Annotated in this window: 23 protein-coding genes; 9 read left to right on the top strand and 14 right to left on the bottom strand. The window is 73.5% G+C overall.

All coding sequences use genetic code 11. From position 1 onward, the window contains the following. Positions 1-8: 8 nt before the first annotated feature. The gene (locus ACWDVG_RS06115; protein WP_451696658.1) at positions 9-410 is read left to right on the top strand and encodes a hypothetical protein; all 402 of its coding nucleotides are present in this window, start codon (positions 9-11) and stop codon (positions 408-410) included. Positions 411-425: 15 nt separating this feature from the next. Here ACWDVG_RS06115 and ACWDVG_RS06110 read toward each other — a convergent pair whose 3' ends face one another. From ACWDVG_RS06110 to deoC, 4 genes are all read right to left on the bottom strand, one after another. Beyond that, the gene (locus tag ACWDVG_RS06110) at positions 426-1,859 is read right to left on the bottom strand and encodes a TerD family protein (protein ID WP_451696656.1); all 1,434 of its coding nucleotides are present in this window, start codon (positions 1,857-1,859) and stop codon (positions 426-428) included. A gap of 77 nt (positions 1,860-1,936) precedes the next feature. Next, a complete protein-coding gene (locus ACWDVG_RS06105; RefSeq protein WP_451696655.1) occupies positions 1,937-2,827 on the bottom strand; it encodes an aldehyde dehydrogenase family protein in 891 nt (296 codons plus the stop codon). After that, positions 2,820-4,256 carry an aldehyde dehydrogenase family protein gene (locus ACWDVG_RS06100; protein WP_451696653.1) on the bottom strand — a complete coding sequence of 479 codons (1,437 nt, stop codon included), beginning with the start codon at positions 4,254-4,256 and terminating at the stop codon, positions 2,820-2,822. The genes ACWDVG_RS06105 and ACWDVG_RS06100 overlap by 8 nt, the downstream gene beginning before the upstream one ends. Positions 4,257-4,261: 5 nt before the next feature. Next, positions 4,262-5,221, bottom strand: a complete 960-nt coding sequence (gene deoC / locus ACWDVG_RS06095) for a deoxyribose-phosphate aldolase (protein ID WP_451696651.1) — start codon at positions 5,219-5,221, stop codon at positions 4,262-4,264. Between the two features lie 258 nt (positions 5,222-5,479). On the opposite strand from deoC, the gene ACWDVG_RS06090 reads away from it, so the two are divergent. The 3 genes from ACWDVG_RS06090 to ACWDVG_RS06080 all read left to right on the top strand — a co-directional run bounded on the left by ACWDVG_RS06090 (position 5,480) and on the right by ACWDVG_RS06080 (position 8,137). Beyond that, positions 5,480-6,628 (top strand): hypothetical protein, encoded by a 1,149-nt coding sequence (locus ACWDVG_RS06090; protein ID WP_451696649.1) that lies wholly within the window; start codon positions 5,480-5,482, stop codon positions 6,626-6,628. A gap of 149 nt (positions 6,629-6,777) precedes the next feature. After that, entirely contained in the window at positions 6,778-7,437 is a 660-nt protein-coding gene (locus ACWDVG_RS06085; protein WP_451696647.1) for a class F sortase, read from the top strand. A 34-nt stretch (positions 7,438-7,471) separates the two neighbouring features. Continuing rightward, positions 7,472-8,137, top strand: a complete 666-nt coding sequence (locus tag ACWDVG_RS06080; protein WP_451696645.1) for a PH domain-containing protein — start codon at positions 7,472-7,474, stop codon at positions 8,135-8,137. A 90-nt stretch (positions 8,138-8,227) separates the two neighbouring features. On the opposite strand, the gene ACWDVG_RS06075 is transcribed toward ACWDVG_RS06080, so the two are convergent. The 3 genes from ACWDVG_RS06075 to ACWDVG_RS06065 all read right to left on the bottom strand — a co-directional run bounded on the left by ACWDVG_RS06075 (position 8,228) and on the right by ACWDVG_RS06065 (position 11,557). Beyond that, positions 8,228-9,880: a phospho-sugar mutase gene (locus ACWDVG_RS06075; RefSeq protein WP_451696643.1), complete on the bottom strand. Its 1,653-nt coding sequence runs from the start codon at positions 9,878-9,880 to the stop codon at positions 8,228-8,230. Between the two features lie 232 nt (positions 9,881-10,112). Next, the gene (locus tag ACWDVG_RS06070) at positions 10,113-10,916 is read right to left on the bottom strand and encodes a purine-nucleoside phosphorylase (protein ID WP_137993728.1); all 804 of its coding nucleotides are present in this window, start codon (positions 10,914-10,916) and stop codon (positions 10,113-10,115) included. Between the two features lie 203 nt (positions 10,917-11,119). Then, entirely contained in the window at positions 11,120-11,557 is a 438-nt protein-coding gene (locus ACWDVG_RS06065; protein WP_451696640.1) for a gamma-glutamylcyclotransferase, read from the bottom strand. Positions 11,558-11,850: 293 nt separating this feature from the next. Here ACWDVG_RS06065 and ACWDVG_RS06060 point away from each other — a divergent pair, with 293 nt between their 5' ends. Then, positions 11,851-13,290 (top strand): NAD(P)H-quinone dehydrogenase, encoded by a 1,440-nt coding sequence (locus ACWDVG_RS06060; RefSeq protein WP_451696638.1) that lies wholly within the window; start codon positions 11,851-11,853, stop codon positions 13,288-13,290. Between the two features lie 237 nt (positions 13,291-13,527). Beyond that, positions 13,528-14,451 (top strand): DeoR/GlpR family DNA-binding transcription regulator, encoded by a 924-nt coding sequence (locus ACWDVG_RS06055; RefSeq protein WP_451697002.1) that lies wholly within the window; start codon positions 13,528-13,530, stop codon positions 14,449-14,451. Between the two features lie 154 nt (positions 14,452-14,605). Here ACWDVG_RS06055 and ACWDVG_RS06050 read toward each other — a convergent pair whose 3' ends face one another. Next, a complete protein-coding gene (locus ACWDVG_RS06050) occupies positions 14,606-15,151 on the bottom strand; it encodes a TetR/AcrR family transcriptional regulator (protein ID WP_451696636.1) in 546 nt (181 codons plus the stop codon). A 76-nt stretch (positions 15,152-15,227) separates the two neighbouring features. Then, the gene (locus ACWDVG_RS06045; protein ID WP_451696634.1) at positions 15,228-16,982 is read right to left on the bottom strand and encodes an acetyl/propionyl/methylcrotonyl-CoA carboxylase subunit alpha; all 1,755 of its coding nucleotides are present in this window, start codon (positions 16,980-16,982) and stop codon (positions 15,228-15,230) included. Positions 16,983-17,355: 373 nt separating this feature from the next. Between ACWDVG_RS06045 and ACWDVG_RS06040 the strand changes: the two genes are divergently transcribed. Further along, positions 17,356-17,808: a hypothetical protein gene (locus ACWDVG_RS06040; protein ID WP_451696632.1), complete on the top strand. Its 453-nt coding sequence runs from the start codon at positions 17,356-17,358 to the stop codon at positions 17,806-17,808. 61 nt (positions 17,809-17,869) lie between these two features. Here ACWDVG_RS06040 and ACWDVG_RS06035 read toward each other — a convergent pair whose 3' ends face one another. The 3 genes from ACWDVG_RS06035 to ACWDVG_RS06025 all read right to left on the bottom strand — a co-directional run bounded on the left by ACWDVG_RS06035 (position 17,870) and on the right by ACWDVG_RS06025 (position 19,476). Then, complete coding sequence (locus ACWDVG_RS06035) at positions 17,870-18,478, bottom strand: nucleoside triphosphate pyrophosphatase (protein WP_451696630.1); 609 nt, start codon at positions 18,476-18,478, stop codon at positions 17,870-17,872. Positions 18,479-18,509: 31 nt separating this feature from the next. Continuing rightward, positions 18,510-18,638 (bottom strand): morphogenic membrane protein MmpB, encoded by a 129-nt coding sequence (mmpB, locus tag ACWDVG_RS06030; RefSeq protein WP_451696628.1) that lies wholly within the window; start codon positions 18,636-18,638, stop codon positions 18,510-18,512. 169 nt (positions 18,639-18,807) lie between these two features. Continuing rightward, positions 18,808-19,476, bottom strand: a complete 669-nt coding sequence (locus tag ACWDVG_RS06025; RefSeq protein WP_451696626.1) for a TetR/AcrR family transcriptional regulator — start codon at positions 19,474-19,476, stop codon at positions 18,808-18,810. Between the two features lie 37 nt (positions 19,477-19,513). Here ACWDVG_RS06025 and ACWDVG_RS06020 point away from each other — a divergent pair, with 37 nt between their 5' ends. Beyond that, on the top strand, positions 19,514-20,920 hold the full coding sequence (locus ACWDVG_RS06020; protein ID WP_451696625.1) for an MFS transporter: 1,407 nt from the start codon (positions 19,514-19,516) through the stop codon (positions 20,918-20,920). A gap of 79 nt (positions 20,921-20,999) precedes the next feature. Here the strand turns inward: ACWDVG_RS06020 and ACWDVG_RS06015 are convergent, their stop codons facing one another. Both ACWDVG_RS06015 and ACWDVG_RS06010 read right to left on the bottom strand, forming a co-directional pair. Beyond that, positions 21,000-21,212: an acyl-CoA carboxylase subunit epsilon gene (locus ACWDVG_RS06015; protein ID WP_451696623.1), complete on the bottom strand. Its 213-nt coding sequence runs from the start codon at positions 21,210-21,212 to the stop codon at positions 21,000-21,002. A gap of 73 nt (positions 21,213-21,285) precedes the next feature. Next, positions 21,286-22,878 carry an acyl-CoA carboxylase subunit beta gene (locus ACWDVG_RS06010; RefSeq protein WP_451696621.1) on the bottom strand — a complete coding sequence of 531 codons (1,593 nt, stop codon included), beginning with the start codon at positions 22,876-22,878 and terminating at the stop codon, positions 21,286-21,288. Positions 22,879-23,012: 134 nt separating this feature from the next. On the opposite strand from ACWDVG_RS06010, the gene ACWDVG_RS06005 reads away from it, so the two are divergent. Then, positions 23,013-23,858 carry a biotin--[acetyl-CoA-carboxylase] ligase gene (locus tag ACWDVG_RS06005; protein ID WP_451696620.1) on the top strand — a complete coding sequence of 282 codons (846 nt, stop codon included), beginning with the start codon at positions 23,013-23,015 and terminating at the stop codon, positions 23,856-23,858. The last annotated feature ends 158 nt before the right edge of the window (positions 23,859-24,016 follow it).

Genomic DNA, 24,016 nt, shown 5'->3' with positions numbered 1-24,016 from the left:
GGAATCCCATGGCGCGTCACGCAGAACCCCGGACCCCCCGCCGCAGCGCCCTCCTGAAGGCCGGTCTCTCCGTCACGGCGGCGGGTGCGGCGGTGCTCGGCGCGGGCGCGGCGGCGCAGGCCGTCGCCCCGGTGCCGCTGCCCGTCGACTCGCTGACCCGCACCGACGCCGCCGCGGCCGGCTCGGGTGCGCTGACCGGCGTCACCCACGGGCTCGGCCCGCTGACCCGGCTCCAGCTCGACCCGCTGGCCAACACGGGCGTCGACCCTCTCGACAACGGACTCGGCACCCAGGTCGCCGACTTCAAGCCGGTCGGCACGCACCTCGTCACCGACCACCTCACGAAGGGCGGGGCCGTGGCCGACCTGCCGGTGGCCGGGCCCCTGACGCAGGGGCTGCTGCCGGGCTGACCGGGCGACGGGGGCTCAGCGGCCGCGCCGCAGCCACTTCAGCACCGTGCGGGGTTCGAGCACCTTCCCGATGCCGCCGCCGCCGTCGGCGTACGACGCCCCGCCGTACGCCCCCGGATCCTTCAGGCGCACGCTCCACGGCCCGTCCGAGGCCGGCAGGCGCAGGACGAGCGGGCCCGCGGGCAGGGGCACCGTCTCCTTCCGGCGGCCGATCTCGTTGACGGCGTTCGTGCCGTGGGCCGGGAGGCGGGTCAGGTCGTCGTGCCCGGCCAGCTCGAAGAGGTGGACGATGAAGTTGGAGTCGCCCTCGTAGTCGAAGACGACATCGGCCGGTCCGCCGGTGTACCGCAGGACGTCGGGGCCCCTGGACTCCAGCCGCCTGCCCGTCAGCAGCGGGGCGGTCGACAGCGGCGCGACCCGCAGCCGCCAGGCCCCGTCCGCCTCCAGCCGCAGCCGCAGCCGCCCGTCCTCGGGGACGGTGGTGGTGACGCGGCCCCGGAAGTCGTCGATCGTGCTGCTGACCAGGTAGCGCAGCTTCTTGTTGTTGCCGTCGAGGGGCCACATCCCGGTGTAGCCGGGGCCGGTGACGTCGAGTTCGACGAGGACCACGCCGGGCGGGAGGCCGTCCAGGGTGATCACGTCGTTCTCGCGGCCGCGCAGCGTGCGCGGCGTGAAGTCGGAGCCGTGCCGCCACTCGCCGGTGGAGGGGCGGGGGAGCGGGGGCGCGGCCGTGGCCTGGGCGTGGGGGGTCTCCTCGGCCGACGCCCGGGCCTCCAGGGCCAGAGCCCGGATCTGCTCCGGGGTCATGTCCAGGAGCTCCTCCCGGGTCGGGCGCCGCACGCGGGCCGTGGCCGGGGGCTGGGGCTGCGCCTGCGCCTGCGCCTGGGGCTGGGGCGCGGGCTCGCCCTGCGCCGGGACCGGGACCGGGGCCGGGACCGGCGGCTCGTGCGGGGTCTCGGTCACGTCCACCCCGTGGTCCCTCGCCAGGCCCGTCAGCCCGTCGACGTACCCCTGGCCCACCGCGCGGAACTTCCAGCCGCCCGAGCGGCGGTACAGCTCCGCGAGGACCATCGCCGTCTCGTCGCCCGCGTCGGTCACCTCGTACGCCACGACCGTAGAGCCGTCGGGACCGAGGACCTCCACGGAGAGGCCGTGCGCGTCCCGCAGGGCGCCCTCCTCCGTCGAGGCCACCAGGAGGACGCGGGTGATCGTCTCCTCCGTGCGCGGGAGGTCGGCGTCGACCCACACCGTGCCGTCCTCGCCCGCGGTGAGCCGTACCGCGCCCGACGCGTGCGCGGGAGCGCCGTCGAACACGATGTCGGAGTCCCCCCGGACCCTGCCCAGCTCCGTCACGAGCAGCGCCGCGACGTCCACCCCGCTCCGGACGGCGACGCGCAGCGCGGCCGTCGGGACGAAGGCGTTGTTCCCCTTGACCAGTCCCCTCATCATGAACGGATCTTGCGCGCGAACGGCCCCGGGTGTCCACACCCGGGGCCGTTCGCGCGCAGGTCCGACCGAGGTCCGACCTAGTACGAGGAGCCGCTCGCGCCCAGCGAACCCGTGGGGTGCCAGACGGTCTTCGTCTCCAGGAACGCGGTCATGCGGTCCGTGCCCGGGGACGCGGTGAAGTCCTCGGTACGGCGGCGCAGGACGCGCTTCAGGTTGTCCGCCGCCGCGATCTCCAGCTCGCGCGCCAGGTCGGCGTCCGCGCCCGTCAGGTCGATCGCGTTGACGTCCTGGTGGGCCGCCAGGTGCGGGCCCATCTCCGCGGCCTTGCCGGAGAGGATGTTGACGACACCGCCCGGCAGGTCGGAGGTGGCGAGCACCTCGCCGAGGGAGAGCGCCGGGAGCGGGGCCTTCTCGCTGGCGACGACCACCGCGGTGTTGCCGGTCGCGATCACCGGGGCGATCACCGACACCAGGCCCAGGAAGGACGAGTCCTGCGGGGCGACGACCGTGACGACACCGGTCGGCTCCGGGGTCGACAGGTTGAAGTACGGGCCCGCGACCGGGTTGGCGCCGCCCACGACCTGGGCGATCTTGTCCGTCCAGCCCGCGTACCAGACCCAGCGGTCGATCGCGGCCTCGACGACCTCGGCCGCCTTGTTCTTGGACAGGCCCTCCGCGTGCGCGACCTCGTGCACGAACTGGCCCTTGCGGCCCTCCAGCATCTCGGCGACGCGGTAGAGGATCTGGCCGCGGTTGTACGCGGTCGCCCCCGCCCAGCCGCCGAACGCCTTGCGGGCGGCGACGACCGCGTCACGGGCGTCCTTGCGGGAGGAGAGGGGCGCGTTCGCCAGCCACTTGCCCTTGGAGTCCGTCACCTCGTACACCCGGCCGCTCTCGGAGCGGGGGAACTTGCCCCCGACGTACAGCTTGTAGGTCTTGAAGACACTGAGGCGCGTCACGTCAGACATCGAGGTAGGCCTCCAGACCGTGGCGGCCGCCCTCGCGGCCGAAGCCCGACTCCTTGTAGCCGCCGAACGGCGAGGTCGGGTCGAACTTGTTGAACGTGTTGGCCCAGACGACCCCGGCCCGGAGCTTGTTCGCCACCGCCAGGATGCGGGAGCCCTTCTCCGTCCAGATGCCGGCCGAGAGGCCGTACTGGCTGTTGTTGGCCTTGGCCACGGCCTCGTCGGGAGTACGGAACGACAGCACCGACAGGACCGGGCCGAAGATCTCGTCGCGGGCCACGGTGTGCGCCTGCGTGACGCCCGTGAAGAGCGTCGGGGCGAACCAGTAGCCGGCGGCCGGGAGCTCGCAGGCGGCGGTCCAGCGCTCGGCGCCCTCCGCCTCGCCCTGCTCCACGAGCGTGGTGATCCGGGAGAGCTGCTCCTCGGAGTTGATCGCGCCGATGTCCGTGTTCTTGTCCAGCGGGTCGCCGAGGCGGAGCGTGGACAGGCGGCGCTTCAGGCTGTCGAGCAGCTCGTCCTGGATCGACTCCTGGACGAGGAGGCGCGAGCCCGCGCAGCAGACCTGGCCCTGGTTGAAGAAGATGCCGTTGACGATGCCCTCGACGGCCTGGTCGATCGGCGCGTCGTCGAAGACGATGTTGGCGCCCTTGCCGCCCAGCTCCAGGGTCAGCTTCTTGTCCGTGCCGGCGACGGAGCGCGCGATGGCCTTGCCGACGGCGGTCGAACCGGTGAAGGCGACCTTGTTCACGTCCGGGTGCTCGACGAGCGCGGCGCCCGTGTCCCCGTACCCGGGAAGGATGTTGACGACGCCTTTCGGCAGCCCGGCCTGGCGGCAGATGTCCGCGAAGAACAGGGCGGAGAGCGGGGTCGTCTCGGCGGGCTTCAGGACGACCGTGTTGCCGGTCGCAAGCGCCGGGGCGATCTTCCACGCCAGCATGAGCAGCGGGAAGTTCCACGGGATGACCTGGCCGGCCACGCCCAGCGGGCGCGGGTTCGCGCCGAAGCCGGCGTGGTCGAGCTTGTCGGCCCAGCCCGCGTAGTAGAAGAAGTGCGCGGCGACCAGGGGGAGGTCCGCGTCGCGGGTCTCCCTGATCGGCTTGCCGTTGTCGAGGGTCTCCAGGACGGCCAGCTCGCGGCTGCGCTCCTGGATGATCCGGGCGATCCGGAAGAGGTACTTGGCGCGCTCGGAGCCGGGCAGCGCCGACCACTTCTCGAACGCCTTGCGGGCCGCCCTCACCGCGCGGTCGACGTCCTCGGTGCCCGCCTGGGCGACCTCGGAGAGGACCTCCTCGGTGGAGGGGGAGACGGTCTTGAAGACCTTGCCGTCGGCCGCGTCGACGAACTCGCCGTCGATGAACAGGCCGTAGCTCGGCGCGATGTCGACGACCGAGCGCGACTCGGGTGCGGGTGCGTACTCGAAGGGGGAGGTCATGTTGATCAGTCCACCGTCACGTAATCGGGGCCGGAGTAACGGCCGGTCGCCAGCTTCTGGCGCTGCATCAGCAGGTCGTTGAGCAGGCTGGAGGCGCCGAAGCGGAACCAGTGGTTGTCCAGCCAGTCCTCGCCCACGGTCTCGTTGACGAGGACCAGGAGCTTGATCGCTTCCTTGGTGTTGCGGATGCCGCCGGCCGGCTTCACGCCGATCTGGACGCCGGTCTGCGCGCGGAAGTCGCGCACCGCCTCCAGCATGAGCAGGGTGTTCGCGGGGGTGGCGTTGACCGCGACCTTGCCGGTCGAGGTCTTGATGAAGTCCGCGCCGGCCATCATGCCGAGCCAGGAGGCGCGGCGGATGTTGTCGTACGTGGACAGTTCGCCGGTCTCGAAGATCACCTTGAGGCGGGCGCGGTCGCCGCACTCCGCCTTGATCGCGGCGATCTGCTCGAACACCTCCAGGTAGCGGCCGGCGAGGAAGGCGCCACGGTCGATGACCATGTCGATCTCGTCGGCCCCGGCGGCGATGGCGTCGGCGGTGTCGGCCAGCTTCACGGGGAGGGCGGCGCGGCCCGCCGGGAAGGCGGTGGCGACCGAGGCCACCTTGACGCCGGAGCCCTTCAGGGCGGCCTTGGCGGTGGCCACCATGTCGGGGTAGACGCAGACGGCGGCGGTCGTCGGGGTCGTGCGGTCGGTCGGATCGGGGTTGACGGCCTTGGCGGCGAGGGCCCGGACCTTGCCCGGGGTGTCCGCGCCTTCGAGCGTCGTCAGGTCGATCATGGAGATGGCCAGGTCGATGGCGTAGGCCTTGGCCGTGGTCTTGATCGAGCGGGTGCCGAGGGACGCGGCGCGCGCCTCCAGGCCGACGGCGTCGACGCCGGGCAGCCCGTGGAGGAAGCGGCGCAGCGTGCTGTCGGACGCGGTCACGTCGGCGAAGGCATGAGCTGCGGGTGCAGTGGTGGGCATGGTCACCAGTCGAGCATATCTACGCGCGTAGCGACCTGTACAGGGGACCGGTCCCGCAGAGCGTGAGGTCACAGGGGCAGGGGAGATGACTCCTGTCACACGCGTGTGACAGGGAACGGACAGCTCCCCCATACAAGATCACTAATTTTCTTCTTGCAGCCAGCCAGACCTCACCGGACACCAGTCACCGTCGGGACCGAGAAAAAGCGGCATGCGGCTCTTCCACCGACCATCACCACCTGAATCACAGGAGTCGTTATGCGCACCGCCCTTCGCACCGCCATCGCCACGGCCCTCGTCGCGGGCGTCGCGATCACCGCCCCGGCCCTCACGGCCGGGAGCGCCTTCGCCGCCGACGGTACGACCCCGGGCGCGGCCCCGACCGCCACCGCCACCGCCACCGGTACGCCGGCTGCCACGGCCACCCCCTCCCCGACCGCCACCGCGACGGGCACCCCGGCGCCGACGGCGACCGCCACCGGCACCCCGGCTCCGACCGCGACCGCGACGCCCTCCGCCACCGCGACGCCCTCCGCCACCGCCACGGCCACGCCCTCCGCCACCGTCACCGCGGAGCCCGCGGGCCGCGGCCCGCAGCCCGGCGGCCCGGTCGTGATCGGCGCGTGCGTCGTCCGCCAGGTCATTCCCTCCGTCTTCGGCCAGGGCTGGGCCGTGACCCTCACCAACGACGCCGCCAAGGGGCCGAAGGCCGTCCTCACGGACCCCGAGGGCAAGGTCCAGGGCACCGCGGACCGCGCCCACCCCTTCGACAGCCGCGTCGGGCTCAAGATCGAGGGCCTCGACCGCCTCACCCCGCGCTTCGGCCAGCGCACCCAGGGCGGCGACACGTTCTTCACCTGGAGCGACTTCCCGTCCCTCGGCAAGGAGTGCGCCGCCTCGATGCCGACGGTCGGCACCGTCGAGCAGACCGGCCCGTGCACCGTCCAGCAGACCGTCCCCTCGGTCTTCGGCGGCCTCACCGTCGTCCTCACCCGCGACGCCACGAAGGGCCCGAAGGCCGTCCTGAAGGACGAGAACGGCAAGACGATCGACGTCGTCGACCGCAACCGGCCGAAGGACAAGGGCAACGGCCTCATGATCGACGGCCCGTACAGCGCCACCCCGCTGCTCGGCCAGCGCACCCAGGGCGGCGACACGCCCTACCACTGGATCGCCTTCCCGAAGCTGCCCAAGGGCTGCGACACCACCGGCGCCTCCGGCACGGGCACCCGGACCGGGCAGACCACCGTGATCCCGCGCGGCGGCGTCGCCGCGGGCGCCGAGCTCGGCGCCGGGAGCGACTCCACCGTCCTGGTCGCGGCCGGCGCGGGCGCCGCCTCGCTCGCCGCCGCGGGCCTCGGCCTCCTCGGCCTGCGCCGCCGCCGGGCCGCCGCCGCCCGCGTCTGACCCGCACCCCGCGGGGCGCGTACCGCCCCGCACCCACCCTCCCCGCCCCTTGACCCGAGCGGGAGCACCACCCCACCCCCGGCCGGTCGCCGCGTCCCGCGCGGCGGCCGGCCGCACCCGTCCGACCGTCCGCCGCCCGGAGCCGTCCCGTGAACAGCCGCCGCAGCCGTGTCCGTACCGCCCCCGCCCTGCTCCTCGCCGCCGCCGCCGCAGCCGTCGCGCTGACCGGCTGCTCAGGCGCGGCGGGCGCCGGGCCCGCCGCCGTCGCCCAGCCCGCCCGCGTCACCGAGTCCGCCGCGCCCGCGCCCGCTCGGGACACCGCCCCGGTCCGGCCGCTGGCCCGCTCGCTGCCCGTCCGCGTCCAGCTGCCCTCCGCCGGGGTCGACACCGGGCCCACCGGCCCCGTCCTGGAGCTCGGCCTCGCCGCCGACGGCACCGTCGAGGTGCCCTCGGTCGCCGACGCCGACCGCATCGGCTGGTACGACAAGGGCGTCACGCCCGGCGAGACCGGCCCCGCCGTCCTCATCGGCCACTTCGACACCGAGCGCGGTCCGGCCGTCCTCAAGGACGTCGCCAAGGTCCGGGTGGGCGACGAGATCACCGTGACGCGGGCCGACGGGACCGCCGCCGTCTTCCGCGTGCGGGAGCTGGAGCAGGTCGACAAGAAGACCTTCCCGACGGCGAAGGTGTACGGCGACACCACCCGCCCCGAGCTGCGCGTCGTCACCTGCGGAGGGGAACTCGTCGACGGCCACCGCCCCGACAACATCATCCTGTACGCCGACCTCGTGGCCGCGCGGGCCGCCTGAGCCGCGCCCCGCCCGCTGAGGCACAATCGCCTGCATGACGACCCCCGAGCAGCCGCCCCGCGAGCCGAGCCACGAGCAGCAGCCCGCCGAGCAGCCGTCCGCCGACCGTGTCTTCCGCTCGTCCCTCGGGATCGCCAGCGGGGTGTTCCTGCTGATCCTCGCGGTCCTGTTCGCCGGTGACGCGGTGCTCAGGGGCGAGGGCCGGGCGCCGTGGTTCGCGCTCGCCGGGCTCGTCTTCACCGTCCCGCTGATCGTCGCGTTCACGATCCGGCCCGCCGTGTACGCCAACGACGACCGGCTCAGGATCCGCAACCCCTTCCGGCTGATCACCCTGCCCTGGAGCACGGTCGCCGACGTCCGCGCCGGCTACTCCAGCGAGGCCCTCGCGCAGGACGGTTCGCGCTACCAGCTGTGGGCCGTCCCCGTCTCGCTGCGCCAGCGGAAGAAGGCGGCCCGCCGCGCGGCCCGCGCCTCGCAGGACGACCCGCACGGCCGCACCTCCGTCTCCGCCGACGTACGGGACAGCTCGTCGCGGACCGCGCCCACCGACCAGACCGTCGCCGACCTGCGCGACCTCGCCGAGCGGCGGGCGGCCACCCCCGGCGCCCAGGGCGAGGTGCGGGTGCGCTGGGCGTACGAGATCATCGGCCCCGCCGCGGCCGGGCTCGTCCTGCTCGTGATCCTCCTCGCCACGCGCTGATCCGGGCAGCCGGCGAGGGCCGGTACGCACAGGAACGAGGGCCGGTACGGAATCCCGTACCGGCCCTCGGTCGTGTCGCACCGGACGCGGTCAGAGGCCCGCGGCCTCCGACAGGTCGCGCTTGATCGCCACCAGCACCTCGGACGCCCGCGTCCTCGCCGCCGCCAGCTCGCCCGCCGCGGCGACCGGGACCACGACCTCCAGGTAGCACTTGAGCTTCGGCTCCGTGCCGGAGGGGCGGACGATCACCCGGGCCTTGTACGCGCCCTCCAGGTGGTAGCGCAGGCCGTCCGTCGGCGGCAGCGACTCCGTGCCCTTCGTCAGGTCCTCCGCCGAGACGACCGTCAGACCCGCGAGCCGCACCGGCGGCCGCTCGCGCAGCGCCGCCATCGCGTCGGCGATGACGCTCAGGTCCTCCACCCGCACCGACAGCTGGTCCGTGGCGTGCAGGCCGTGCTCGACCGCCAGCTCGTCGAGCAGGTCGGTCAGCGTCCGGCCCCGCTCCTTCAGCTCCGAGGCCAGCTCGGCGACGAGCAGCGCCGCCGTGATGCCGTCCTTGTCGCGGACGCCCTCCGGGTCGACGCAGTAGCCGAGCGCCTCCTCGTACCCGTACCGCAGCCCCTCGACGCGGGCGATCCACTTGAAGCCCGTCAGCGTCTCCTCGTACCCGACGCCCGCGGCCTCCGCGATCCGGCCGAGCAGCGACGACGAGACGATCGACTCGGCGAACACGCCCCGCGCGCCCTTGCGCACCAGGTGCGCGGCGAGCAGCGCGCCGACCTCGTCGCCGCGCAGCATCCGCCAGCCGCCCGCGACGGCGGGGTCCGGCACGGCCACCGCACAGCGGTCGGCGTCGGGGTCGTTGGCGATGACGATGTCGGGGCCGACGGCCCGCGCGGCCTCGAAGGCCAGGTCCATGGCCCCCGGCTCCTCCGGGTTGGGGAAGGCGACCGTGGGGAACGCCGGGTCCGGCTCGGCCTGCTCGGCGACGAGTGCGGGCGGCGGGAAGCCGTGCCGCGCGAAGGCCGCCGTCAGGACGTCCTTGCCGACGCCGTGCATGGCCGTGTAGACCGTCCGCACGCTCCGGGCCGACCCGGGGGTCAGCACCGCGTCCGTGCGCTCCAGGTACGCGTCGAGGACCTCGTCGCCCAGGGTCTCCCAGCCGCTCTCCGGCCGCGGCACGTCGTGCAGGGACCGCACGGCCGCGATCTCGGCGGCGATCTCCGCGTCGGCCGGCGGCACGATCTGGGAGCCGTCGCCCAGGTACACCTTGTAGCCGTTGTCGCGCGGCGGGTTGTGGCTCGCGGTCACCTCGACGCCCGCGACGGCGCCCAGGTGCCTTATGGCGTACGCCAGGACGGGCGTCGGCAGCGGGCGCGGGAGCAGCGCGGCCCGCAGCCCGGCGCCGGTCATGACGGCGGCGGTGTCGCGGGCGAAGTCGGCGGACTTGTAGCGGGCGTCGTAGCCGATGACGACGAGGCCGCCCTCCTGGCCCTTGGCCTTGAGGTACGCGGCGAGGCCGGCGGCGGCCCGGATGACGACGGACCGGTTCATCCGCATCGGGCCCGCGCCCAGCTCGCCGCGGAGTCCGGCGGTGCCGAACTGGAGCGTGCCGGCGAAACGGAGGGTCAGCTCCTCCGTGGCTCCGCCGTTGATGAGCGCGGCGAGCTCGTCGCGGGTCTCGCTGTCGGGGTCCTCGGCGAGCCAGGCCTTGGCCCGGGCGAGGAGGTCGTCCTGCGTCACGGTGATGTGCCTTTCGGGGGTACGGGGAGGGGGTGCGGGCGGCCGGGCGGCGGGTGGGCCGGGCGGCCGGCGGCCGGGCGCACGGGCCGCTGGGCGGAGCCTTGCCCCGCCCCGCCCCCTCCCGAAACGGGGGCCGGGCCCCCGGACCCCGTACGGCGGTCGGGGGCGGAGCCCCGGTGACGTGAGCGGACGGGCGGGGGCGCGGCCCCGCGCGGCGGCCCGGCCGTGACCGTCAGATGCGGTCGAGCACCCGGGTGAGCAGCTCGCCCATCCGCGCCGCCGAGTCGCGCCCCGCCTGGAGCACTTCCTCGTGGTTCAGCGGCTCGCCGGAGAGCCCCGCCGCCAGGTTGGTGACGAGCGAGATGCCCAGGACCTCGGCGCCGGCCTCGCGGGCCGCGATGGCCTCCAGGACGGTGGACATGCCGACGAGGTCGCCGCCGAGGACGCGGACCATGTTGATCTCGGCCGGGGTCTCGTAGTGCGGCCCGGGGAACTGGACGTAGACGCCCTCCTCCAGGGTCTCGTCGACCTCCTTGCACAGCGCGCGCAGCCGCGGCGAGTACAGGTCGGTGAGGTCGACGAAGTTCGCGCCGACGATCGGGGAGGCGGCCGTCAGGTTGAGGTGGTCGCTGATCAGGACCGGCTGGCCGGGGCGCATGCCCTCGCGCAGGCCGCCGCAGCCGTTGGTGAGGACGACCGTCTTGCAGCCGGCGGCGACGGCGGTGCGCACGCCGTGGGCGACGGAGGCGACGCCGCGGCCCTCGTAGAAGTGGGTGCGGCCGAGGAAGACCAGGGCGCGCTTCTCGCCGATCTTGTACGAGCGGATCTTGCCGCCGTGGCCCTCGACGGCGGGCGGCGGGAAGCCGGGGAGCTCGGTCACCGGGAACTCGGCCTCGGGGGCGCCGAGCGCGTCGACGGCGGGCGCCCAGCCGGAGCCCATGACCAGGGCGACGTCGTGGTTCTCGACGCCGGTCAGCTCGCGCAGACGCGCGGCGGCGGCCTCGGCGGCCTCGTACGGGGTGGCAGTTGCGTTCACTGACTCTCTCGCCTCGGGGAGGGGGGTCCGAGGGGAACCCCGGACGGATTTGATACGCGAGGAAGCCTAGCCCGAGAATCCCTACGCGCGTAGATGACGTCGCGCACGGAGCTGTGATCGTTGCCTTGTCGTTTCCGACGAAGAGATCGACGCCGTCGGTGAGGAGCCCGGCCGGGAGCCCGGCCGGGCGGGCCGGACCCGCGTCAGCACGGACGCTTGCGGAGCTCCATGACGTAGTCGTGCGGCGCGCCGGCCGACTCGGCGGCGTCGGCGACCTCGCCCAGGTAGCGGGCGGACGGCAGCCCGCCCTCGTACGCGTTCAGCACGTACACCCACGCGGCCTCCTCCCCGTCCAGCGTGTGCACGCGCACCCGCATCCGCCGGTAGATGTCGAGGCCGACGCCCTCCCAGCGGTCCATGGAGTCCTCGTCCATCGGCGCGATGTCGTACAGCGCCACGAAGACCTGCGAGCGGGGGGCCTCGACGATGGTGGCCAGCGCCCCGTCCCAGCCCATCTGCTCGCCGCCGAAGGTCAGCCGCCAGCCGTTGAGCCAGCCGGTGACGCGCATCGGGGAGTGCGGTGCGCGGCGGCTCATCAGCCGCGCGTCGAGGTTGCCGGCGTACGCGGCGTAGAGCGACATGGGACCGAGGGTACGGGAGGGGGCGCCGGGACCGGCGAACCGCGGGGTGACGGCCCGGGGCGGGGCCGGCAGGTGGCGGCGCCCCGGCCCCCGCGGGCCCTCCCCGATGCCCCGCCCGGGGTCCGTCCGAGGCCCCGACACACCCCGGGGAGCCCCCGGCGCGTGCGCACCCCGGCCGTGCGGGACAATGGGGTACGCACTTGAAGCGTGCGGGACAATGGCGTACGCACTGCAGCCCCGCGGGGGACCCACCGGACCCCCCGGCAGAACGAGAGCGCGAGGCGTAGATCCCAGTGACCCGGATCGTGATCATCGGCGGCGGACCCGGCGGATACGAGGCGGCCCTGGTGGGCGCCCAACTCGGCGCGGAGGTGACCGTCGTCGACACCGACGGCCTCGGCGGCGCGTCCGTCCTGACCGACTGCGTCCCCTCCAAGACCCTGATCGCCACCGCCGAGGTGATGACCACCTTCGACTCCTCCTACGAGGAGCTGGGCATCATCGTCGCGGACGACACCCCGCACCTGGAGCAGGCCGCCCGCGTCGTCGGCGTGGACCTCGGCAAGGTCAACCGACGGGTGAAGCGGCTCGCGCTCGCCCAGTCGCACGACATCACCGCCTCCGTCACCCGGGCCGGCGCCCGCGTGCTGCGCGGCCGCGGCCGGCTCTCCGGCCGCCAGGCGATGGACGGCTCCCGCCAGGTCGTCGTCACGGCCGCGGACGGCACCGAGGAGACGCTGACCGCCGACGCGGTGCTGATCGCGACCGGCGGCCACCCGCGCGAGCTGCCGGACGCCAAGCCGGACGGCGAGCGCATCCTGAACTGGACGCAGGTGTACGACCTCAAGGAGCTCCCGGAGGAGCTCATCGTGGTCGGCTCCGGCGTCACCGGCGCCGAGTTCGCCGGCGCCTACCAGGCCCTCGGCTCCCGCGTCACCCTGGTCTCCTCGCGCGACCGGGTGCTGCCGGGCGAGGACCCGGACGCGGCGGCCGTCCTGGAGGACGTGTTCCGCCGCCGCGGCATGAACGTCATGGCCCGCTCGCGCGCCGAGTCCGCCAAGCGGGTCGGCGACCGGGTCGAGGTCACCCTCGCGGACGGCCGGGTCATCTCCGGCACGCACTGCCTGATGGCGGTCGGCGCGATCCCGAACTCGGCCGGCATGGGCCTGGAGGAGGCCGGGGTCAGGCTGAAGGACTCCGGTCACATCTGGACCGACAAGGTCTCCCGCACCACCGCCCCCGGCGTGTACGCGGCCGGCGACGTCACCGGCGTCTTCGCGCTCGCCTCGGTCGCCGCCATGCAGGGCCGCATCGCGATGTACCACTTCCTCGGCGACGCGGTGGCCCCGCTCAACCTGAAGACGGTCTCGTCGAACGTCTTCACCGATCCCGAGATCGCCACCGTCGGCTACACGCAGGCGGACGTGGACGCGGGCAAGATCGACGCCCGGGTCGTCAAGCTGCCGCTGCTGCGCAACCCGCGCGCCAAGATGCAGGGCATCCGGGACGGCTTCGTGAAGATCTTCTGCCGTCCGGGCACCGGCATCGTGGTCGGCGGCTGTGTCGTCGCGCCGCGCGCCAGCGAGTTGATCCATCCGATCTCGATCGCGGTCGACAACAATCTGACGGTCGAACAGATCGCAAATGCTTTCACCGTGTACCCCTCCCTGTCGGGCTCGATCGCGGAAGTGGCACGGCAGTTGCACACCCGAAAGACGGCGGACGAGGCGTAGCCTCCCGGCCGGCGGCCGCTCCCGCCTGCGGGAACGGTGCGCCGACTCGGACAACCCCCGGCAAGGCGGGGCATAGTCCGGGCGTGCGACGGATCAACGACGGGGTTCCCCATACCACTTGGGGACCCCGTCCGTGCACGTATTCAGCAATTCGGCGCATACTGCTGAAAAGTATCGCCCGGTCACGTTACTGTCAGTTTCGTGTTCGCTGCAGAACGTCGCCAGTTGATCCTCGAAATGGTGCGAGCCAATGGGGCCGTGTCGCTCCGCGAGCTCGCCCGCGTCGTCCAGACCTCGGAGGTGACCGTACGGAGGGACGTACGGGCACTGGAGGCAGAAGGACTCCTCGACCGCCGGCACGGCGGTGCGGTGTTGCCGGGCGGATTCACGCGAGAATCCGGCTTCCCGCAGAAATCCCATCTCGCCACAGCGGAGAAGACGGCCATCGCCGACGTGGCCGCCGGTCTCGTCGAAGAGGGCGAGGCGATCGTCGTCGGCGCCGGGACCACCACGCAGGAGCTGGCCCGCCGGCTCGCCCGCGTGCCCGGTCTCACCGTCGTCACCAACTCGCTGCTCGTCGCCCAGGCCCTCGCCCACGCCAACCGCGTCGAGGTCGTCATGACCGGCGGCACGCTGCGCGGCTCCAACTACGCCCTGGTGGGCAGCGGTGCCGAGCAGTCGCTGCAGGGCCTGCGGGTCTCCCGGGCCTTCCTCTCCGGCAGCGGGCTCACCGCCGAGCGCGGACTCTCCACGTCCAACATGCTCTCCGCGAGCGTGGACCGGGCCCTGGTGCAGGCGGCGGCGGAGGTCGTGGTCCTCGCCGACCACACCAAGCTCGGCACCGACACTATGTTCCAGACGGTCCCGACGGACGTGATCACCCGCCTCGTCACGGACGAGCCCCCGGCCCACGACGACCGGGCCGCCACCGAGCTCCAGGCCCTCGCCGACCAGGGCGTGCAGATCGCCGTGGCGGGCACGGGCCAGGCCGCCCCCGGCGGTGACCAGGTCCCCCCGGGACCCCGCGGCCGACGTGAGATGCCGCTGCCCGTGCAGCGCGGCCGGATCGCGACGGCCGGGCAGTACCGGGGCGCGGGCGCCGGTCTCGGCGCGGAGACGCTGGAGCGCACGGCCAGGGTGGCCGACCTCCGGCGCCGCTGACCCGCACCGGTCCTCAGCGGGCCGGGCCCCGGCCCGGACCCGGGGCGCATGCACCGAGGGACCCTCCCCCAGGGGTCCCGCGCAGCCGGACCCGGCGCGCGCGGCTCGCCCGTACCGCCGTGCCCGTACCGCCGTCCCGTACGGACGCGGGCGGTCAGTCCTTCAGTCCCCGCAGCGTCAGCGCGAGCAGGCGGTCCGCCAACTCCGCGTCCTCCGGGCACTGTTCCGCCGCCAGCGCGATCGCGTTGGTGAGCTGCATCAGGTCGCCGATCGACACGTCGGCCCGTACCTGCCCCGCCTCCCGGGCGCGTCCGAGAAGCCGTTCGCCCGCCGTCCGCAGCGGTTCGCTGCACCGGGCGAGCGCGGAACTCCGGTCGTACGACGCGGACATCAGGCCGTGCGCGAGTCCCCGGTACTCACCCGCGTGGGCGATCAGCGCGCGCAGCCACTCCACCAGCGCGCCGCACGGCGACCCCGCCCCGGCCAGCTCCTGCGAGCGGCGCAGCAGCGCGGCTACGGCCTCCTGGAAGACCGCGTTCAACAGGTCGGCGCGGGTGGGGAAGTGGCGGTAGAGCGTGCCGATCCCCACGCCCGCCCGGCGGGCGATCTCCTCCAGGGGCGCGTCCGCGCCCTGCGCGGCGAAGACCGACCGGGCCTCCGTGAGCAGCCGCTCGTGATTGCGGCGCGCGTCGGCTCGCATGGACCGGGCCCCTCCCCTCGGCAAAGGGCCCGCAGGCGGCTGCCTGCGGGCCCTTCGTACCGTACTCGTGCGGTGATCAGTCCTTGATGTCGCAGATCGCGGCGCCGGAGGTGATGGAGGCGCCGATCTCCGCGCTGAGGCCCTGGATCGTTCCGGACTTGTGGGCGTTCAGCGGCTGTTCCATCTTCATGGCCTCGAGGACGACGACGAGGTCGCCCTCCTTGACCTCCTGGCCGTCCTCGACGGCGACCTTCACGATCGTGCCCTGCATCGGGGACGCGAGGGTGTCACCGGAGGCGGTGGGGCCGGACTTCTTCGCCGCGCGGCGCTTCGGCTTGGCGCCGGCCGCGAGGCCGGTGCGGGCCAGCGACATGCCGAGCGAGGACGGGAGGGAGACCTCCAGGCGCTTGCCGCCGACCTCGACGACGATCGTCTCGCGGCCCGACTCGTCCTCGTCCGCCTCGGCGCCGGCCGGGGCGAACGGCTTGATCTCGTTGACGAACTCCGTCTCGATCCACCGGGTGTGGACGCGGAACGGGTCGGCGGTGAACGCCGGGTCGACCACGACGGCCCGGTGGAACGGGATGGCGGTGGCCATGCCCTCGACCTTGAACTCCGCGAGCGCGCGGGCCGCGCGCTGCAGGGCCTGCTGACGGGTGGCGCCGGTGACGACCAGCTTGGCGAGCAGGGAGTCCCAGGCCGGGCCGATGACCGAGCCGGACTCGACACCGGCGTCCAGGCGGACGCCCGGGCCGGTCGGCGGCTGGAAGCTGGTGACGGTGCCGGGGGCGGGCAGGAAGTTGCGGCCCGGGTCCTCGCCGTTGATGCGGAACTCGAAGGAGTGACCGCGCACGGCGGGGTCGCCGTACCCCAGCTCCTCGCCGTCGGCGATGCGGAACATCTCGCGGACGAGGTCGATGCCGGTGACCTCCTCGGTGACCGGGTGCTCGACCTGGAGGCGGGTGTTGACCTCCAGGAAGGAGATCGTTCCGTCGAGGCCGACGAGGAACTCGACCGTGCCGGCGCCGACGTAGCCGGCCTCCTTCAGGATCGCCTTCGACGCCGAGTACAGCTGGGCGTTCTGCTCGTCCGTCAGGAACGGCGCGGGCGCCTCCTCCACGAGCTTCTGGTGGCGGCGCTGGAGGGAGCAGTCACGGGTGGAGACGACGACCACGTTGCCGTGGGTGTCGGCCAGGCACTGCGTCTCGACGTGACGGGGCTTGTCGAGGTAGCGCTCGACGAAGCACTCGCCGCGGCCGAAGGCGGCGACGGCCTCGCGAACGGCGGAGTCGTAGAGCTCGGGCACCTCTTCGAGGGTGCGGGCGACCTTCAGGCCGCGGCCGCCGCCACCGAAGGCGGCCTTGATCGCGATCGGCAGGCCGTGCTCCTCGGCGAAGGCGACGACCTCGTCCGCGCCCGAGACCGGGTCGGGGGTGCCGGCGACCAGCGGCGCCCCGGCGCGCTGGGCGATGTGGCGGGCGGCGACCTTGTCACCGAGGTCGCGGATCGCCTGCGGCGGCGGGCCGATCCAGGTGAGGCCCGCGTCGATGACGGCCTGCGCGAACTCGGCGTTCTCGGAGAGGAAGCCGTATCCGGGGTGGATCGCGTCGGCGCCGGAATCCTTGGCGGCCTGCAGCACCTTGGCGATGTCCAGGTAGCTGGTGGCCGGAGTGTCACCGCCCAGGGCGAACGCCTCGTCGGCCGCCCGGACATGCAGGGCATCCCGGTCCGGCTCGGCGTAGACGGCGACGCTGCCGATACCGGCATCCCGGCACGCGCGGGCCACACGGACAGCGATTTCGCCACGGTTGGCGATGAGCACCTTGCGCACGATGGCTCCCTCCTTGAAAACAAGCTGAGTTTAGGGACTGCCGACACGGCCTTTCGACCCGTCCCCAGTGGTGAGGTTGCCCACACGGAGCGTGATTCGAGGCGTGCCCGGGTCGTGAAATCCCTTGTCGCACCACGGTACGCAGGGTTCCTTTACGAGACAGTAGCTCCGAGGTGTGGCGCAGGTCTCTGTTCTTGTGGCCAGTCGCCATTCGGGTTTCTTTGTGGGGTCCCTACGAACCGCTCGGTGATTCTTTGCGGAGCCGTCGCGGCCCGCCGCCCGTGCGCGAACTCTTGTCCGGGGATTTACCGGCCAGTAGCCTGCGCGCAGTCGATCGTACTGTCGGTAACAGGCGAATCCAGGGGGTGGCCCAGTGGCCCGAAGACCGATAGCCCTCGTGACGGCCGCGGTGCTGCTCCTCGAAGCGCCCGCCATCGTCGCGATCAACGCCGTCATGGCCCGCTTCGTGGAGGTCCAGTCGATGTCGCTCGACGGCCTCGACCCGGACGCCATGGTCACCGGCACCTGGGCCCTCGGCATCGGCTCCGGGGTCGCGCTCGTGGGCTGCGCGCTCGTCGCTCTCCTCGCGGCCGTGCGCGACCGGCGGCCCGGCCGCATCGGCCGGGGCCTCCTCATCGGCTGCGCGGTCGTCCACGGCGTCCTCGGCGCGGTCACCCTCGGCCTGATCGGCTGGGAGGCGTTCGCGTTCATGGCGCTGGTGCTCGGACTGATCGTCCTCACCCTGGTGGCGTACGGGAAGGACGCCGGCGGTCCCGGGGAGCCGGGGGCGCCGGGGGTGGAGGCGCCGCTTCCGGCCGAGGCCTGAGGGGCGGTCAGGCCTCGCGGGCGAGGGATCGGGCCTCGCGGGCGGGACGAGCCGCCGGGCGTCAGGCCCAGAGGTCCGTGATCTGCACGCCCAGCTTCGCGAGGAGCGCGCGCAGCAGCGGCAGGGAGAGGCCGATCACGTTGCCCGGGTCGCCGTCGATGCCCTCGATGAACGGCGCCGAACGCCCGTCCAGGGTGAACGCGCCCGCGACGTGCAGCGGTTCGCCGCTCGCCACGTACGCCGCGATCTCCGCGTCGGTCGGCTCGCCGAAGCGCACCACCGTCGACGCCGTCGCCGACTCGTACCGCTTGGCGACCGTGTCGTACACGCAGTGACCCGTCTGGAGGATGCCGACGCGCCCCCGCATCGCCTTCCAGCGGGCCGTGGCCTCCTCGGCGTCGGCCGGCTTGCCGAGGGCCTGCTTGTCCAGTTCGAGGACCGAGTCGCAGCCGATGACGAGCGCACCGCTCGCCTCGGGGCGGGCGGCGACGCGGGCGGCCTTGGCCTCCGCGAGCGCGAGCGCGAGTTCGGCCGGCGTCGGGGCGTGGACCTTGTCCTCGTCGACCCCGCTCACGATCACCTCGGGGGCGAGTCCGGCCTGCCGGAGCAGTCCGAGCCGGGCGGGCGAGGCGGAGGCGAGGACGACACGGCGTCGGTCAGCAGCAGTCATGGGGGCAGCGTAATCGGCGCCCGGCACGGCTTCAGCGCGCGCTCACCGCGAACATCGCGACGATCATCGCGAGCGCCAGGAGCACGCCCGCGCGGCGCAGCATGGCCTGCATCTCGCGCATGAACTTCGGCGGCTGGTTCTCCGGGTCCGACCACAGCATGCTCCGATCCTGCTCGCGGGACGGGCGGGGCGCCTGAGTACGGATACTCAACCGCCCCGGTCCCGTGCCCCCGTCCGCGGTCGAACGCCTCGCCGCGATCGAACGCGCCCCCCCCGGTCGAACGCCTCGCCGCGGTCGAACGCACCCGGCTGTCCGCGGTCGAACGCGGCTAGCGGACCACGAACACGCCTTCGCGGGCCGCCGCCAGAGCCGCCGTCACCGCGCGTTCCGCGACCGCCTCCGTGACCTCCTCGCGCGTGACCGCGAAACGGTAGTAGAGGGGCGCGGAGACGGCCCGGAGCAGCTCCGCCGGGTCGGTCCCGGCCGGCACCTCGCCGCGGCGTTCGCCCCGCGCGACGACCGGGGCCCATTCGGCGAGCCGGGTGCGGTAGAAGCCGGCCAGGGCGCCCGCGCACTCCTCGTCGCAGGCGGCGGCCGCGATGACCGCACGGAAGACGGCGCCCATGCGCGGGTCGGTGAGCGTGCTCCGTACAAGCTCGGCGTTGGCCCGCAGGTCCCCCGGGAGGCTGCCGGTGTCGGACGCGGGCAGCGACTGCTCGGCCATGTCGTGCAGGAGGTCGGTGACCAGGCCGACGGGGGAGCCCCAGCGGCGGTAGACGGTGGTCTTGCCGACGCCCGCGTGCGCGGCGATGCGGTCCATGTTCAGGGCGTGGAAGCCGGTCTCGGCGAGGGCGTCGAGGGTGGCGTCGAGGACGGCCCTGCGGACCTTCGCGGTCCGGCCGCCGGGGCGCTGGGTGCCGGGCGAGGCCGGGCGGCTCTCAGTCAAACGGTTCTCCTGTTCCATTAAGGCCTTCGACTCTGCTACGGTACGGGACATCTTAACGGAACCAGCTTCCCATTAAGGGGTCGTACGTATGGTCGCCCTGGATCTCCCCACGTCCTCACCCACCTCCGCTCCCACTCCCACCCCCACCATGACCGGCCGGATGCGGCTCGTCCTCGTCGTCCTCCTCCTCGCCCAGTTCATGCTGGCCGTGGACTTCTCGATCCTGAACGTCGCCCTCCCCGTCATCGGCCAGGGACTCGGCTTCACCCTCGGCGGCCTCCAGTGGATCGCCACCGCCTTCGCCCTCGCCGCCGCCGGCTTCACCCTCCTCTTCGGGCGCGTCGCCGACATCCTCGGCCGCCGCCGCGTCTTCCTCGGCGGCATGGCGCTCCTCGGCGTCTCCTCCCTCGTCGGCGGCCTGGCCACCGGCCCGGAGGTGCTCATGGCCGCACGCGTCGCCCAGGGCCTCGCCACCGCGGCCGTCACCCCCGCCGGGCTCTCGCTCCTCACCTCCTCCTTCCCGGAGGGCCCGCTGCGCGCCAAGGCGCTCGGCCTCAACGGCGCCCTCATGTCCGCGGGATTCACCACCGGCGCCATCCTCGGCGGCGTCCTCACCGACCTGCTCTCCTGGCGCTGGGCCTTCTTCGTCAACGTCCCGGTCGCCCTCGCCGTGCTCCTCGTCGCCCCCGCCGTCCTGACCGAGAGCCGCCCCGCCACGCGCCCCCGCCTCGACGTCCCCGGCGCCGTCACCGTCACCGGAGGCCTCCTCGCCCTCGTCTACGGGCTCACCGCCGCCGGCGAACACGGCTGGACCCACCCCACCGCGCTCACCGCCCTCGGCGCCGGTGCCGTCCTGCTCCTCGCCTTCGGCCTGGTGGAACGGCACGCCGCCTCCCCGCTCGTCCCCCTCCGGGTCCTCGGCCGCCGGACCGTCGTCTGGGGGAACCTCGCCGGGCTCGTCGCCTTCGTCACCGAGACCTCGCTGGTCTTCCTGATGACGCTCTACCTCCAGGACGTCCTCGGCTTCTCCCCGCTCGCCGCCGGGCTCTCCTTCGGCGTCCTCGGCGCGGGCACGATCCTCGGCGGCGTCCTCGCCCCCCGCTTCATCGGCCGCTTCGGCGTCCGCACCGCCCTCGTCGCCGGCGGGCTCCTCCAGGCCGCCGCCACCCTCGCGCTGTTCGGCCTCGGCACCGACCGCGACGGCCTCTGGCTGCTGCTCGCCGCGACCTTCGCGGGCGGCGTCGGCAACATGCTCGCCATCGTCGGCTTCATGGTCACCGCCACCTCCGGCCTCCCCGACGGCGAGCAGGGCATGGCGACGGGCCTCGCCACCATGACCCAGCAGGTCGGCATCACCATGGGCACGCCGATCATGAGCGCCGTGGTCGTGACCGCCCCCGTCCTCCTGGACGGCATCGGGCTCGCGGTCCTCGTCAACGCCGCGGTCGTCGCCGCCGGAGCCGTCCTGTCCGGCCTCTTCCTCCGCCGTACGTGACGACGAGCCGCAGGACACGCCGAAGGCCGGACCCCCCGCACACGGGGTCCGGCCTTCTCGTTCGTCTGCTCGGGCGGGCTCAGACCGGCCAGTACGACCGGGCCCAGGCCCGCGGGCCCGGCCGCTGCCGGACCGCGCGCGCGATGCGGGAGGGGTCCGACCACCCCTCCGGTACGGCCGGGCCGCCCTCCCCGGCGGACGCCGCCGCCGTGGCCGCGGCCCGGGCCTGGACCACCGCCAGTGCGGCGGCCAGCTCCTCCGGGGTCGGGTTTCCTCGTACGACCTTGATCACAGCGGCTCCTCGGCGGTCTGGAGGGTGTCTCGGGGGTTTCGTCGGTCCGTCCCGGTGAGTCCCGGCGGCGGTCCTACAGCGGGATGTTGCCGTGCTTCTTCGGAGGCAGGGACTCCCGCTTCGTCCGCAGCTGGCGCAGGCCCTTGACGATCTGGGGGCGGGTGTCCGACGGCATGATCACGCCGTCGATGTAGCCGCGCTCGGCCGCCGTGTACGGGTTGAGCAGCGTGTCCTCGTACTCCTGGATGAGCCGGGCCCGCTCCGCCTCCTGGTCCTCGGCCGCCGCGATCGTCCGGCGGTGCAGGATGTTCACCGCGCCCTGCGCGCCCATGACCGCGATCTGCGCCGTCGGCCACGCCAGGTTGAGGTCCGCGCCGAGGTGCTTGGAGCCCATGACGTCGTAGGCGCCGCCGAAGGCCTTGCGCGTGATGACCGTGATGAGCGGAACGGTGGCCTCGGCGTACGCGTAGATGAGCTTCGCGCCGCGCCGGATGATTCCGCCGTACTCCTGGTCGACGCCGGGCAGGAAGCCGGGCACGTCGACGAAGGTGATGACCGGGATGTTGAACGCGTCGCAGGTCCGGACGAAGCGGGCCGCCTTCTCGCTCGCGTTGATGTCCAGGCAGCCGGCGAACTGCATCGGCTGGTTGGCGACGATGCCGACCGGGAAGCCCTCCACCCGGCCGAAGCCGGTGAGGATGTTCGGCGCGAACAGGGCCTGCGTCTCCAGGAACTCGCCGTCGTCGACGACGTGCTCGATGACGGTGTGCATGTCGTACGGCTGGTTCGCCGAGTCCGGGATGAGCGTGTCGAGCTCCAGGTCCTCGGCGCCGACCTCCGTGTCCGCCTGCTCCGGGAAGGCCGGCGGCTCCGACAGGTTGTTCGACGGCAGGTAGGACAGCAGCGACTTCACGTAGTCGATGGCGTCCTTCTCGTCCCCGGAGAGGTGGTGCGCGACACCCGAGGTGGTGTTGTGCGTGCGGGCGCCGCCCAGCTCCTCGAAGCCGACGTCCTCGCCGGTGACGGTCTTGATGACGTCCGGTCCCGTGATGAACATGTGGGACGTCTGGTCGACCATCACCGTGAAGTCGGTGATCGCGGGGGAGTAGACAGCGCCGCCCGCGCAGGGGCCCACGACCAGCGAGATCTGCGGGATGACACCGGACGCGTGCGTGTTGCGGCGGAAGATCTCGCCGTACATGCCGAGCGCGCTGACGCCCTCCTGGATGCGGGCGCCGCCGGAGTCGTTGATGCCGATGACCGGGCAGCCGGTCTTGAGGGCGAAGTCCATCACCTTGATGATCTTCTGGCCGAAGGTCTCGCCGAGCGCGCCGCCGAAGACCGTGAAGTCCTGCGAGAAGACCGCGACGGGACGGCCGTCCACCGTGCCGTAGCCCGTGACGACGCCGTCGCCGTACGGACGGTTCTTCTCCAGGCCGAAGTTGGTCGAGCGGTGCCGGGCCAGCTCGTCCAGCTCGACGAAGGACCCCTCGTCGAGCAGCAGCGCGATGCGTTCGCGCGCGGTGAGCTTCCCCTTCGCGTGCTGCTTCTCCACCGCGCGCTCCGAGCCGGCGTGGGTGGCCTCGTCGATACGGCGCTTGAGGTCCGCGATCTTGCCCGCGGTCGTGTGAATGTCGATCTCGTACTGCTCTGCCGGCTCGGACATCGGGATGCGGCTCCCTGCCTGGTCACGGGGGGTTCGTGGACTACGAATGGCCTACTTACGGCCTACTGACCCGTAGCGTATCCACGCGCATACGGTTCGGCACTGCGGTCTTTGCCACACCTAGTCTGGCTTGCATGACGTCCTCTCAAGCCTCCGGCGGACGCTGGTCCGACCTCGACCGCCCCCCGCTCAACGCCGCCGCCCTGCACCGCGCGCTCGTCCGGCCCGACGGGCTGTGGACCTCGTTCGACGTGGTCACCACCACCGGGTCCACCAACACCGACCTCGCCGCCCGCGCCGACGAACTGCCCGAGGGCGCGGTCCTCGTCGCCGAGGAGCAGACGTCCGGGCGCGGCCGCCTCGACCGCAGCTGGACGGCGCCCGCCCGCTCCGGGCTCTTCGTCTCCGTCCTGCTCAAGCCCGACGTTCCGGTGCACCGCTGGGGCTGGCTCCCGCTGCTCGCCGGGGTCGCCGCCGCGACGGCCCTCGCGAAGGCCGCGGGCGTCGACATGTCCCTCAAGTGGCCCAACGACCTCCTGGTTTCCGTCGCGGGCGAGGAGCGCAAGACGGGCGGCATCCTCGCCGAGCGGGCCGGGGCGGACGGCGTCGTCGTCGGACTCGGCCTCAACGTCACCCTCCGCGAGGACGAACTGCCCGTCCCCGCGGCCGGCTCCCTCCTCCTCGCCGGAGCGGTCTCCACCGACCGCGACCCCCTCCTGCGGGCGATCCTGCGCTCCCTGGAGCAGTGGTACGGGGAGTGGGTGCGGGCCGACGGCGACCCCGAGGTCTCCGGCCTCCAGGCGGCCTACGCGGCGGGCTGCGCCACCCTGGGCCGCCGCGTCCGCGCCGACCTCCCCGGGGAGCGGATGCTGGAGGGCGAGGCCCTCGCCCTGGACGGCGACGGCCGCCTGGTGGTCGCCACGGAGGGCGGCGGCACGGAGGCGGTCGGAGCGGGCGACATCGTCCACCTCCGCACCTGACGGGGGCGGGCGGCCGGGGCCGGGGCACCTGACGGGGCCGGGCGGCCGGAGCTGGGCACCTGACGGGGGGGGGGGGGCGCGGCCGCCCCCCCCCCGCGCGGGGGCGCCCCGTTGGGTGGCCCCCCCCCCGCCCCGGGCGGCGGGGCGGGGCGGGCCCC

It is taken from the genome of Streptomyces sp. NPDC003327, assembly GCF_053589515.1.
Note: the sequence above shows the minus strand (reverse complement) of the source record. Positions and strands in the feature narration are given on the sequence as shown.

Excerpts from the sequence above, each read along its gene's own strand:
- ACWDVG_RS06100 (WP_451696653.1), bottom strand. The coding sequence starts at position 4,256 with ATGACCTCCCCCTTCGAGTACGCACCCGCACCCGAGTCGCGCTCGGTC.
- ACWDVG_RS06065 (WP_451696640.1), bottom strand. The coding sequence starts at position 11,557 with ATGTCGCTCTACGCCGCGTACGCCGGCAACCTCGACGCGCGGCTGATG.
- ACWDVG_RS06055 (WP_451697002.1), top strand. The coding sequence starts at position 13,528 with ATGGTGCGAGCCAATGGGGCCGTGTCGCTCCGCGAGCTCGCCCGCGTC.
- ACWDVG_RS06115 (WP_451696658.1), top strand. The coding sequence starts at position 9 with ATGGCGCGTCACGCAGAACCCCGGACCCCCCGCCGCAGCGCCCTCCTG.
- ACWDVG_RS06020 (WP_451696625.1), top strand. The coding sequence starts at position 19,514 with ATGGTCGCCCTGGATCTCCCCACGTCCTCACCCACCTCCGCTCCCACT.
- ACWDVG_RS06005 (WP_451696620.1), top strand. The coding sequence starts at position 23,013 with ATGACGTCCTCTCAAGCCTCCGGCGGACGCTGGTCCGACCTCGACCGC.
- ACWDVG_RS06090 (WP_451696649.1), top strand. The coding sequence starts at position 5,480 with ATGCGCACCGCCCTTCGCACCGCCATCGCCACGGCCCTCGTCGCGGGC.
- ACWDVG_RS06010 (WP_451696621.1), bottom strand. The coding sequence starts at position 22,878 with ATGTCCGAGCCGGCAGAGCAGTACGAGATCGACATTCACACGACCGCG.
- mmpB (WP_451696628.1), bottom strand. The coding sequence starts at position 18,638 with ATGCTGTGGTCGGACCCGGAGAACCAGCCGCCGAAGTTCATGCGCGAG.
- ACWDVG_RS06110 (WP_451696656.1), bottom strand. The coding sequence starts at position 1,859 with ATGATGAGGGGACTGGTCAAGGGGAACAACGCCTTCGTCCCGACGGCC.
- ACWDVG_RS06035 (WP_451696630.1), bottom strand. The coding sequence starts at position 18,478 with ATGACTGCTGCTGACCGACGCCGTGTCGTCCTCGCCTCCGCCTCGCCC.
- ACWDVG_RS06105 (WP_451696655.1), bottom strand. The coding sequence starts at position 2,827 with ATGTCTGACGTGACGCGCCTCAGTGTCTTCAAGACCTACAAGCTGTAC.
- ACWDVG_RS06050 (WP_451696636.1), bottom strand. The coding sequence starts at position 15,151 with ATGCGAGCCGACGCGCGCCGCAATCACGAGCGGCTGCTCACGGAGGCC.
- ACWDVG_RS06080 (WP_451696645.1), top strand. The coding sequence starts at position 7,472 with ATGACGACCCCCGAGCAGCCGCCCCGCGAGCCGAGCCACGAGCAGCAG.
- deoC (WP_451696651.1), bottom strand. The coding sequence starts at position 5,221 with ATGCCCACCACTGCACCCGCAGCTCATGCCTTCGCCGACGTGACCGCG.
- ACWDVG_RS06025 (WP_451696626.1), bottom strand. The coding sequence starts at position 19,476 with ATGTCCCGTACCGTAGCAGAGTCGAAGGCCTTAATGGAACAGGAGAAC.